The sequence below is a fragment of the Pseudomonas sp. GW821-FHT02C04 genome (genome assembly GCF_059421845.1).
The window spans coordinates 64,876-76,185 of the sequence record NZ_JBWKVT010000003.1 but is presented as its reverse complement, the minus strand read 5'-3'; the positions used below and the strand labels follow the sequence as shown (position 1 = coordinate 76,185).

Here is an 11,310-nt window from a genome sequence, read left to right as displayed (position 1 = left end):
GGATTGAATGACCAGTTAAGAGTTGTTAGTCCTTGCGTATGTGCGGCGGCAGATTAAGCTGGCCGCCGATTTCATCGTTTGGAGTGTTCCATGTCCCGCCGCTTGCCCGTGATTCTGCTGCTCGTTCTTTTGCCGTTATGGCTGGCCGCCAGTTATGGCGCGCGTTATGGCTTCATGGAGGACGCGCAGTGGGTGGGCATCTGCGTGGATGAGGCGAGCCGTTGGGAATGCTCGGTGCGCTCGAACCTGGGCTTGATGATTCATTTCCAGATGCTGGGTTGGGCGGCGATCGCGGCTGCGGTGATCGGCTTTGTCGTGCCGGGGCGGGCAGGGTGGTGGCTGGCGGTGCTTGCGCTGGTGTTCGGGTTTCCCGCGCTGGCGCTGTACAACACCACGCTGGCGGTGTTTGCAGTGGTGATTGCCGGGTTGCGGCTGGTGCGGGAATCGCGCGACGCCAAGTAGTCATGCATCGCGGGCTTGCCCGCGATGCTGTGCTTTCAGGTGCTGAAGGTCAGCCCTTGCGAACCCGCAGGCAGCGCCACAACGCGGCCACCATCAACACGCTGACCAGCGCCCAGCCCCAGGCCTGCTGATTCTGCAAACCTTCACGGAACAACTGCGGCGCAATGCACGCACCGATGATGAAGGTCAGCAGGGCAATCTCCCGACGGGCCACCGGCACTGGGCGGCACAGGTAAACCAGTGCCGGCAGAATGAACGCCGCACTCGCAAAGCTGCGATAGCGCGGATCGAACACCATCTCCAGCACCATCACCGCGCCCGCGAAACCGACGGCGGCGACCAGCCAGCCTGCTTGTCGTTCGAAAACGTTGAAGGCGCGCTCACGCCAGCCACTGCGGGCGCTCAACGCCAGTGCGGCATGCGCCAGCACCAACAGATTCAGCACGGTCAGCAAGCCGACCCACACCCATTCGCTGGCAAATCGCGTGGTCAGCCACGCCAGGTGGCCCCAGGCACCGATCGAGCACGCGGCGAGGGCGCCGAGCAATGGCAGCACCAGCGCTGAACGTGTGGTGCGAACCCGACCGCCAAGCATCAACGTGCCGACAAAGATCAGACCACCGAGCGCCAGCCAGCGCGACCAGTCGGGCACGTTCGACACCGGCCCGGCCAGTACGCCTTTGTCCTGACGATCGGCATCGAACAGTCCCCAGTAACCGCCGACCGCGCCTTCGCTGCCGCGCTTCCACGGCTGGTCGAAAGCTTCGATCAGGTTGTAATGCCAGCCCTGCTGTTCGGCGAGGGTGACAAAACCACGAATGAACTTGGCTTCGTTGACCCGGCTTGGCAGCGCGGTCTCACGCTGACGGCCTTCGCTCGGCCAGCCGGTTTCGCCAATCATCACGTCCTTGGGCGCGAACTTGTTGCCGAACACCTGACGCACTTCTGCGACGTGTTGCAGGGCGGCGTCGATGTTCGACGGTTCATCTTCCCAGTACGGCAGCAAATGAATGGTCAGGAAATCCACCGCCGGCGCAACTTCCGGGTGCTTGAGCCAGAACTCCCAGACATCGGCGTAGGTCACTGGCTGCTTGATATGGCTCTTGACCTTGTTGATCAGCTTTGCCAATTGCGCCCCGGTGACTTCCTTGCGCAGCAACGCTTCGTTGCCGACGATCACCGCGCTGACCACGTCCGGGTTGGCGTTGGCCGATGCGATCAGCAGATCGACTTCTTCCTCGGTGTCCACCGGGTTGCTGTTGACCCAGGCGCCGATCATCAGCTTCAAACCATGCTTGCGCGCCAGATCAGGCAGGGCTTCGAGGCCGGTCATGGAATAGGTGCGGATGCATTCGAAGCGGGTGGCGAGCAGGGCGAGGTCGGCGTCCATGCGCTCCGGGCGCAGTTTGAACGGTACGTCGAACGGCGACTGATCCTTGTCGAACGGGGTGTAGGAGGCGCACTGCAACTTGTGGGTCGGGGTGGCGACGTCCGGCAGGATCACCGGTTTGCCGAGGCCGTACCAGAAGCCGCAAAGGGCAAACAGGCCGAGCAGGCAGGCGAACAGATAAGGCAGAAAAGGGAAGCGGGAGGATGCGGACATGGTCAGGCCGAGTGGCTGCAAAGCGACGCATGTTACCTGCATTTATAGAGGGGTTGGTGGCCCGCATGATTTTGACATGCAAAGTTTGGGCGGATTGTCTGGCGCCAATTATTCAGCCGCAGTTAATGGCTTTCTGATGTCGTTTCTCGTTGCTTCGAGGTCGCTGGCAGAGCAGGTCTTAACGAGCGTCAGGTTGATGATCGAACTCGTCAGTACCCTTATTGATAATCCGGCTGATGTACTAACGAGTTTGCGGTCAGGCGTGATGGGGGCGCTGTGCACCATAACAATACGTTGACGATGCCCGGCATCCGTCGGGCGCAGCATTTCGGGGAAGTAACGATGAAGATGCGACGACTTTTAGGCGCAGGTGCCGCTCTGGTGCTTGCGATGAGCTCCACTTTCGCCAGCGCTGAAAAACAGACCCTGAACATCGGTTACGTTGACGGCTGGTCCGACAGCGTGGCGACCACCCACGTGGCGGCCGAAGTGATCAAACAGAAACTCGGCTATGACGTGAAGCTCCAGGCCGTCGCCACCGGGATCATGTGGCAGGGCGTTGCCACCGGCAAACTCGACGCCATGCTGTCGGCCTGGCTGCCCGTGACCCACGGTGAATACTGGACGAAGAACAAGGATCTGGTCGTCGATTACGGCCCGAACTTCAAGGACGCGAAAATCGGCCTGATCGTGCCGGAGTACGTCAAAGCCAAGACCATTGAAGACCTGAAGACCGACGACAGCTTCAAGAAGCGCATCGTCGGCATCGACGCCGGTTCAGGCGTGATGCTCAAGACCGACCAGGCGATCAAGGATTACGACCTGACCGGCTATCAACTCAAGGCCAGTTCCGGCGCCGGCATGATTGCCGAGTTGACCCGTGCCGAGAAAAAGAACGAATCCATTGCCGTGACCGGTTGGGTGCCGCACTGGATGTTCGCCAAGTGGAAACTGCGCTTCCTCGACGACCCGAAAGGCGTGTATGGCGCAGCTGAAACCGTGAACAGCATCGGCAGCAAGGAACTGGCGACCAAGGCGCCGGAAGTGGCCAAGTTCCTGAAGAACTTCCAGTGGGCTTCGAAAGACGAAATCGGCGAAGTCATGCTGGCGATTCAGGACGGTGCCAAACCTGACGCAGCGGCCAAGGATTGGGTGGCCAAACACCCTGATCGCGTGGCTGACTGGACCAAGTAATATAAGTCGAAGCGTCTAGTCTGCGCTTCCCAGGGCCGCCCGGCATCACCGCCGGGCGGCCTTTTTTATGGCGCTTCTTTTTATAGGGGAAGTGGGCCGTTTTCGGGCGGTCTGGAAATTGGCAAAAACGCCATGGCGTTCTACTACTAAGGTCGTCTGGAAGCCGGCTCGCAGCCGCATAGAGTGGCTATGTTCCAAAAATAAAAATCTGTGCTGCGAGGATAAAAACAATGAACGACAGCATTTACCTCTCTATTCAGAACAGCCCGCGCTTCAAGGAGCTGGTGAAAAAAAGGGAAAGGTTCGCCTGGATACTCTCGGCGATCATGCTAGGGCTCTACTCCGGATTCATTCTTCTGATCGCGTACGGGCCACAAGTGCTCGGGACCAAGATCAGTGCCGGTTCATCGATCACCTGGGGCATCCCCATCGGTGTCGGGCTGATTGTCTCGGCCTTCATCCTGACCGGTATCTACGTGCGCCGCGCCAATGGCGAGTTCGACGACCTGAACAATGCGATTCTCAAGGAGGCTCAGCAATGATCCGGCGTCTACTGGCTCTTTTGAGCATCGCAGCGTTCGCTCCAGCCGCCTGGGCCGCTGACGCCCTGACTGGTGAAGTCCACAAACAACCGCTCAACGTTTCCGCGATCGTCATGTTCGTGGTGTTCGTCGGCGCGACCCTGTGCATCACTTACTGGGCGTCCAAACGCAACAAGTCGGCTGCCGACTACTATGCGGCGGGCGGCAAGATCACCGGTTTCCAGAACGGTCTGGCGATTGCCGGTGACTACATGTCGGCGGCGTCCTTCCTGGGGATTTCCGCGCTGGTGTTCACCTCCGGCTACGACGGCCTGATCTACTCGATCGGCTTCCTGGTGGGCTGGCCGATCATTCTGTTCCTGATCGCCGAACGTCTGCGCAACCTGGGTAAATACACCTTTGCCGACGTGGCGTCCTACCGCCTCGGGCAAACCCAGATCCGCACACTGTCGGCCTGCGGCTCGCTGGTGGTGGTGGCGTTCTACCTGATCGCGCAAATGGTCGGCGCCGGCAAGCTGATCCAGCTGCTGTTCGGCCTCGACTACCACGTTGCGGTGATTCTGGTCGGTATCCTGATGTGCCTCTACGTGCTGTTCGGCGGCATGCTGGCGACCACCTGGGTGCAGATCATCAAGGCTGTGCTGCTGCTGTCCGGTGCCTCGTTCATGGCGCTGATGGTGATGAAGCACGTCAACTTCGACTTCAACACCCTGTTCTCCGAAGCCATCAAGGTTCACGCCAAGGGCGAAGCGATCATGAGCCCCGGCGGTCTGGTGAAAGACCCGATCTCGGCGTTCTCCCTGGGCCTGGCACTGATGTTCGGTACCGCTGGCCTGCCGCACATCCTGATGCGCTTCTTCACCGTGAGCGACGCGAAAGAAGCGCGTAAGAGCGTGCTGTACGCGACTGGCTTCATCGGTTACTTCTACATCCTGACCTTCATCATCGGCTTCGGCGCGATCCTGCTGGTCAGCACCAACCCGGCCTTTAAAGATGCAGCGGGCGCTCTGCTCGGCGGCAACAACATGGCGGCGGTGCACCTGGCCAACGCCGTGGGCGGCAGCATCTTCCTCGGCTTCATCTCGGCGGTGGCGTTTGCAACCATTCTGGCGGTAGTGGCGGGTCTGACCCTGGCTGGTGCTTCGGCGGTGTCCCACGACCTGTACGCCAGCGTGATCAAGAAAGGCAAAGCCAACGACAAGGATGAGATTCGCGTTTCGAAGATCACCACCATCGCACTGGGCATCCTGGCCATCGGCCTGGGCATCCTGTTCGAAAGCCAGAACATTGCGTTCATGGTCGGCCTGGCGTTCTCCATCGCGGCGAGCTGCAACTTCCCGGTGCTGCTGCTTTCGATGTACTGGAAGAAGCTGACCACCCGTGGCGCCATGATTGGCGGCTGGCTGGGGCTGGTGAGTGCGGTGGGTCTGATGATCCTTGGTCCGACCATCTGGGTGCAGATTCTGCATCATGAGAAGGCGATCTTCCCTTACGAGTATCCGGCGCTGTTTTCGATGATCATTGCGTTTATCGGGATCTGGTTCTTCTCTGTTACCGATAAATCGGCGGCGGCAGAGAATGAGCGTGCGCTGTTCTTCCCGCAGTTTGTGCGTTCGCAGACGGGGTTGGGGGCTAGTGGGGCGGTTTCGCACTGAGGTTTTTGTGTAGGTTGAGTTGAATGGAAAATGCCCTGATCGAGAGATTGGGGCATTTTTTTGTGGGCGGTTTTTGATTGAGTACATATCCGTTGCTGCGGTAACGGCTTCCTAGGGTTCCGCCCTTACGGCGGGTCACTTTTGGCAAACGCCCCAAAAGTAACCAAAAGGTCTCTACCCTGACGTACGGCCCTCGCTGTGGCTCGGGTTCCTTCGCTCCGGGATCGATCCGGGGGCATCGCCTACGGTTTGCTTCGCTGCACCTCCTCTCGATGTGTTTGGCTTCGCCAAACGGTCGCTGCGCTCCCACCCCCGAATCAATCCCTCCACTCAGCCTGCCGACGGGCCTGTGCGTCAAAAGCGGTACTTGAGCTAACGCTCATCGTGGTGAGTGGCGAGGGGCTCTTGATCTGGCTTTGGCTTTTGATTTTTTGCCCCTTCGGCAGGCCGAGCGGAGGTGTTCATCAGGGGGTAGGCGCGCAGCGCCGTGCGGCGAAGCCGCATACATCGAGAGGAGGTGCAGCGAAGCAAACCGTAGGCGATGCCCCCTGGTGGACACCGTAGCGAGGGAACACTGAGCCTAAGCGAAGTGCCGTACGCTGGGGTCCAGCCTTTTTGGTTACTTTTTTGGCGTTTGAAAAAAGTGACCCGCCGTAAGGGCGGAATCCTAAGAAGCCGTTACCGCAGCAACGGATATGCCCCCAAAAAAAAACAATAAAAAAACGGCCCCCATTCACATGGAGGCCGTTCCCGGTACAACGTTAAGACGTTATCGCAAGACAGGTCTTATTTGCGGTCTTCCAGCTTGGTGATATCCCGCGACTCATAACCAGTGTACAGCTGACGCGGACGGCCAATCTTGTACGGGCTGGAGAGCATTTCCTTCCAGTGCGAGATCCAGCCGACAGTACGTGCCAGGGCGAAGATCACAGTGAACATGCTGGTAGGAATGCCGATCGCCTTGAGGATGATCCCCGAGTAGAAGTCGACGTTCGGGTACAGCGAGCGTTCGATGAAGTACGGGTCGGTCAGGGCGATCTCTTCCAGGCGCATGGCCAGTTCGAGTTGCGGATCGTTCTGGATGCCCAGTTCCTTCAACACTTCGTCGCAGGTCTGCTTCATCACGGTCGCACGTGGGTCGCGGTTCTTGTAGACGCGGTGACCGAAGCCCATCAGCTTGAACGGATCGTTCTTGTCCTTGGCCTTGGCGATGAACTTGTCGATGTTCGAGACATCGCCGATTTCATCGAGCATGGTCAGTACTGCTTCGTTCGCACCGCCGTGGGCAGGGCCCCACAGTGCGGCGATACCGGCGGCGATACAGGCAAACGGGTTGGCACCCGAGGAGCCCGCCAGACGCACGGTGGAGGTCGAAGCGTTCTGCTCGTGGTCGGCGTGGAGGATGAAGATCCGGTCCATGGCCTTGGCGAGTACCGGGCTGATCGGTTTGATCTCGCACGGGGTGTTGAACATCATGTGCAGGAAGTTTTCCGCGTACGACAGGTCGTTGCGCGGGTACATCATGGGTTGGCCCATGGAGTACTTGTAAACCATCGCGGCCAGGGTCGGCATCTTGGCAACCAGGCGGATCGCGGAAATTTCGCGATGCTGCGGGTTATTGATGTCGAGGGAGTCGTGGTAGAAGGCCGAGAGGGCGCCGACTACGCCACACATGACGGCCATCGGGTGGGCGTCACGGCGGAAGCCGTTGAAGAAGGTTTTCAGCTGCTCGTGAACCATGGTGTGGTTCTTCACGGTGCCAACGAACTGGGCCTTTTGCTCTGCAGTCGGCAGTTCGCCGTTCAGCAGCAGGTAGCAGGTTTCCAGGTAGTCCGACTTTTCAGCCAGCTGTTCGATCGGGTAGCCGCGGTGCAGCAGGATGCCGTTGTCGCCGTCGATATAGGTGATCTTCGATTCGCAGGAAGCGGTCGACATGAAACCGGGGTCGAAAGTGAAGCGGCCCGTGGCCGTCAGGCCCCGAACATCGATTACATCGGGACCAACGGTGCCGGTTAAAATGGGCAGCTCGACGGGGGCTGCGCCCTCGATGATCAACTGCGCTTTTTTGTCAGCCATGTGGCCTCCTATTTATGCTTGAAATCATCAGACAGACCCCCCACGCAGGGCCCGCACCACTATAGTGAGATAAATTCGAATGTCAATTTGCCTAAAGTCTTGCTCCAGAAGGCTTTAACCGCACTTTTTCCTCGAAATTGACTGCCATTTACGCCTTTTATACAACTTGTGCAATCAGCTATTGGGGGTAGGCGATTGCGTTGTCATTAGTAGCCTAACTGTCTATACTCGGCGACCGACCGCCAAGGGCTTTTGGGCTTGCTTTCATTGGGGGTCGCATCCCTGGGTGGTGGTTACCTGACCAGTGCACTCCCCAACAACTTTGCCCTGATTGTTAGGGGCTCTTCAGTGTGAAAAAAAAGCCGTGAAAAGCCAACGACCTGTAAACCTAGACCTAAGGACCATCAAACTCCCCATCACCGGCGTTACGTCGTTTCTTCACCGTGTTTCCGGCATCATCCTCTTCCTGGGCCTTGGCATCATGCTTTATGCATTGGGCAAATCCCTGGGTTCCGAGGAAGGTTATGTCGAGGTGAAGGCATGCTTGACCAGCCCGCTGGCCAAGTTCGTAGCATGGGGCCTCCTGTCCGCTCTGCTGTATCACCTGGTTGCCGGTGTGCGCCACTTGATCATGGACATGGGCATCGGTGAGACGCTGGAAGGCGGCCGCCTGGGCTCGAAAATTATCATCGCCGTTTCCGTGGTGCTGATCGTTCTGGCAGGAGTTTGGATATGGTAACCAGCGTTACGAACCTTTCGCGTTCGGGCCTCTATGACTGGATGGCACAGCGTGTGTCTGCGGTTGTTCTCGCGGCTTATTTCATCTTCCTGATCGGCTACCTCGCCGCTCACCCGGGCATCGGCTATGAACAATGGCATGGCCTGTTCGCCCACAACGGAATGCGTATCTTCAGTCTGCTGGCACTGGTTGCCCTGGGCGCTCACGCCTGGGTCGGCATGTGGACCATCGCGACCGACTACCTGACGCCAATGGCGCTGGGCAAGTCCGCGACTGCAGTACGTTTCCTTTTCCAGGCAGTATGCGGCGTTGCGATGTTCGCTTACTTCGTCTGGGGTGTGCAGATTCTCTGGGGTATCTGAGTCATGGCTAACATTCCAACGATTTCTTTCGACGCCATCATTATTGGTGGTGGCGGTGCCGGCATGCGCGCTGCGCTGCAGCTGGCACAGGGCGGTCACAAGACTGCCGTGATCACCAAGGTCTTCCCGACCCGTTCGCACACTGTATCCGCCCAGGGCGGCATCACTTGCGCCATCGCGTCCGCTGATCCGAACGATGACTGGCGCTGGCACATGTACGATACCGTCAAGGGTTCCGACTACATCGGTGACCAGGACGCTATCGAATACATGTGTCAGGAAGGCCCGGCTGCCGTTTTCGAGCTGGACCACATGGGTCTGCCGTTCTCGCGTACCGAGCAAGGCCGTATCTACCAGCGTCCGTTCGGCGGTCAGTCGAAGGATTACGGTAAAGGCGGGCAGGCTGCCCGTACTTGCGCCGCTTCCGACCGTACCGGTCACGCGCTGCTGCACACCCTTTATCAGGGCAACCTGAAAGCCGGTACCACGTTCCTGAACGAGTACTACGCTGTCGATCTGGTGAAAAACCAGGAAGGCGAATTCGTCGGTGTGATCGCAATCTGCATCGAAACCGGCGAAACCACCTACATCCGCGCGAAAGCCACCGTACTGGCGACCGGCGGTGCAGGTCGTATCTATGCATCCACCACCAATGCCCTGATCAACACCGGTGACGGCGTCGGCATGGCTCTGCGTGCTGGCGTGCCGGTACAAGACATTGAAATGTGGCAGTTCCACCCGACCGGCATCGCCGGCGCCGGTGTACTGGTTACAGAAGGCTGCCGTGGTGAAGGTGGTTACCTCATCAACAAGCACGGCGAGCGTTTCATGGAGCGTTACGCTCCGAACGCCAAAGACCTTGCCGGTCGTGACGTGGTTGCCCGTTCGATGGTTAAAGAAATCATCGCCGGCAACGGTTGCGGTCCGAATGGCGACCACGTAATGCTCAAACTCGACCACCTGGGCGAGGAAGTGCTGCACAGCCGTCTGCCAGGCATCTGCGAACTGTCGAAGACTTTCGCTCACGTTGACCCGGTTGTTGCCCCGGTTCCGGTTGTTCCGACTTGCCACTATATGATGGGCGGCGTTGCCACCAACATTCATGGCCAGGCGATCACCCAGGACGCCGAAGGCGTGGATCAGATCATTCCTGGTCTGTTCGCCGTAGGTGAAGTGGCTTGCGTATCGGTTCACGGCGCCAACCGTCTGGGCGGCAACTCGCTGCTCGACCTGGTGGTCTTCGGTCGCGCTGCCGGCCTGCACCTCGAAAAAGCGCTGACTGACGGCATCGAATACGATGACGCCACCGAAGCCGACATCGAAGCTGCCCTGTCGCGCCTGAACGCACTGAACAACCGTACCGACGGCGAAGACGTCGCTACCCTGCGTCGCGAGCTGCAAAGCTGCATGCAGAACTACTTCGGTGTATTCCGTACCGGCGAATACATGCAGAAAGGTATTGCCCAGCTGGCTGATCTGCGCAAGCGCATCGCGAATGTGAAGATCAACGATAAGTCGCAGGCGTTCAACACTGCACGTATCGAAGCGCTGGAACTGCAAAACCTGCTGGAAGTGGCTGAAGCTACCGCCATCGCTGCCGAAGTACGTAAAGAGTCCCGCGGTGCTCACGCCCGTGAAGACTTCGAAGATCGTGACGACGAAAACTGGCTGTGCCACACCCTGTACTTCCCGGGTGACAAGCGCGTCACCAAGCGTGCCGTGAACTTCTCGCCGAAGACTGTTCCGACTTTCGAACCAAAAGTCCGGACTTATTAAGGGTGACCGCCATGTTGCAAGTCAGTGTTTATCGTTACAACCCTGATCAGGACGCTGCGCCGTTCATGCAGGAATTCCAGGTCGATACCGGTGGTAAAGACCTGATGGTGCTGGACGTGCTGGCCCTGATCAAAGAGCAGGACGAGGGTTTCTCCTATCGTCGCTCTTGCCGTGAAGGCGTCTGCGGCTCCGACGGCATGAACATCAACGGCAAAAACGGCCTGGCGTGCATCACGCCGCTGTCCGCTGTCGTCAAAGGTAACAAGTTGATCGTTCGTCCTCTGCCAGGTTTGCCGGTTATTCGTGACCTGGTTGTCGATATGAGCATCTTCTACAAGCAATACGAGAAGGTTAAGCCATTCCTGCAGAACGACACGCCGGCTCCGGCCATCGAGCGTCTGCAGTCCCCTGAAGAGCGTGAAAAGCTCGACGGTCTGTACGAGTGCATCCTGTGCGCTTGCTGCTCGACCTCTTGCCCGTCCTTCTGGTGGAACCCGGACAAATTCCTGGGTCCAGCTGCCCTGCTGCAAGCGTACCGCTTCCTGGCAGACAGCCGTGACACCAAGACGTCCGAGCGTCTGGCGTCCCTCGATGACCCGTTCAGCGTCTTCCGCTGCCGGGGCATCATGAACTGCGTCAACGTATGTCCGAAAGGCCTGAACCCGACTAAGGCCATCGGTCACATCCGTAACATGCTGCTTTCGAGCGGCGTGTGATTCAGAAGCTGTAACTGCCGCTGTAAAAAGCGGCAGCGCTGTACCCGTAGAGGGCTTAGGTGCGGGCTTCAACCCGCGCCATGGCTATAACCAGAGCAGCAGCCATAAGCTGCGGCTCTTATTTTGAAGAAATGAGACAAGCAGGGGCATCCGGGCTGGTACCCGGACTATCAGTGTGATCCTAA

Annotated in this window: 10 protein-coding genes; 8 read left to right on the top strand and 2 right to left on the bottom strand. The window is 58.7% G+C overall.

The genetic code is table 11. From position 1 onward, the window contains the following. Positions 1 to 90: 90 nt before the first annotated feature. Positions 91 to 462, top strand: a complete 372-nt coding sequence (locus tag AC07VV_RS12260; RefSeq protein WP_495036357.1) for a hypothetical protein — start codon at positions 91 to 93, stop codon at positions 460 to 462. A 49-nt stretch (positions 463 to 511) separates the two neighbouring features. On the opposite strand, the gene AC07VV_RS12255 is transcribed toward AC07VV_RS12260, so the two are convergent. Further along, on the bottom strand, positions 512 to 2,107 hold the full coding sequence (locus tag AC07VV_RS12255) for a glycoside hydrolase family 17 protein (RefSeq protein ID WP_495036356.1): 1,596 nt from the start codon (positions 2,105 to 2,107) through the stop codon (positions 512 to 514). A 300-nt stretch (positions 2,108 to 2,407) separates the two neighbouring features. Between AC07VV_RS12255 and AC07VV_RS12250 the strand changes: the two genes are divergently transcribed. The 3 genes from AC07VV_RS12250 (at position 2,408) to AC07VV_RS12240 (ending at position 5,456) form a co-directional block, all read left to right on the top strand. Next, complete coding sequence (locus tag AC07VV_RS12250) at positions 2,408 to 3,259, top strand: glycine betaine ABC transporter substrate-binding protein (RefSeq protein ID WP_096822126.1); 852 nt, start codon at positions 2,408 to 2,410, stop codon at positions 3,257 to 3,259. Positions 3,260 to 3,489: 230 nt separating this feature from the next. After that, positions 3,490 to 3,801: a DUF485 domain-containing protein gene (locus AC07VV_RS12245; RefSeq protein WP_085710541.1), complete on the top strand. Its 312-nt coding sequence runs from the start codon at positions 3,490 to 3,492 to the stop codon at positions 3,799 to 3,801. Then, positions 3,798 to 5,456 carry a cation acetate symporter gene (locus tag AC07VV_RS12240; protein WP_096822124.1) on the top strand — a complete coding sequence of 553 codons (1,659 nt, stop codon included), beginning with the start codon at positions 3,798 to 3,800 and terminating at the stop codon, positions 5,454 to 5,456. The genes AC07VV_RS12245 and AC07VV_RS12240 overlap by 4 nt, the downstream gene beginning before the upstream one ends. Positions 5,457 to 6,242: 786 nt before the next feature. Here AC07VV_RS12240 and gltA read toward each other — a convergent pair. Next, a complete protein-coding gene (gene gltA, locus AC07VV_RS12235) occupies positions 6,243 to 7,532 on the bottom strand; it encodes a citrate synthase (protein ID WP_007959044.1) in 1,290 nt (429 codons plus the stop codon). A 364-nt stretch (positions 7,533 to 7,896) separates the two neighbouring features. On the opposite strand from gltA, the gene sdhC reads away from it, so the two are divergent. From sdhC to AC07VV_RS12215, 4 genes are read left to right on the top strand one after another with little or no spacing between them, the layout of a single operon-like run. Then, positions 7,897 to 8,271, top strand: a complete 375-nt coding sequence (sdhC, locus tag AC07VV_RS12230; RefSeq protein WP_055137330.1) for a succinate dehydrogenase, cytochrome b556 subunit — start codon at positions 7,897 to 7,899, stop codon at positions 8,269 to 8,271. Then, positions 8,265 to 8,633, top strand: coding sequence for a succinate dehydrogenase, hydrophobic membrane anchor protein (sdhD, locus tag AC07VV_RS12225; RefSeq protein ID WP_085710546.1), 369 nt, complete (start codon positions 8,265 to 8,267; stop codon positions 8,631 to 8,633). The genes sdhC and sdhD overlap by 7 nt, the downstream gene beginning before the upstream one ends. A 3-nt stretch (positions 8,634 to 8,636) precedes the next feature. Beyond that, the gene (sdhA, locus tag AC07VV_RS12220; RefSeq protein WP_085608857.1) at positions 8,637 to 10,409 is read left to right on the top strand and encodes a succinate dehydrogenase flavoprotein subunit; all 1,773 of its coding nucleotides are present in this window, start codon (positions 8,637 to 8,639) and stop codon (positions 10,407 to 10,409) included. A gap of 11 nt (positions 10,410 to 10,420) precedes the next feature. Beyond that, positions 10,421 to 11,125 (top strand): succinate dehydrogenase iron-sulfur subunit, encoded by a 705-nt coding sequence (locus tag AC07VV_RS12215; protein WP_007959035.1) that lies wholly within the window; start codon positions 10,421 to 10,423, stop codon positions 11,123 to 11,125. Positions 11,126 to 11,310: the final 185 nt, after the last annotated feature.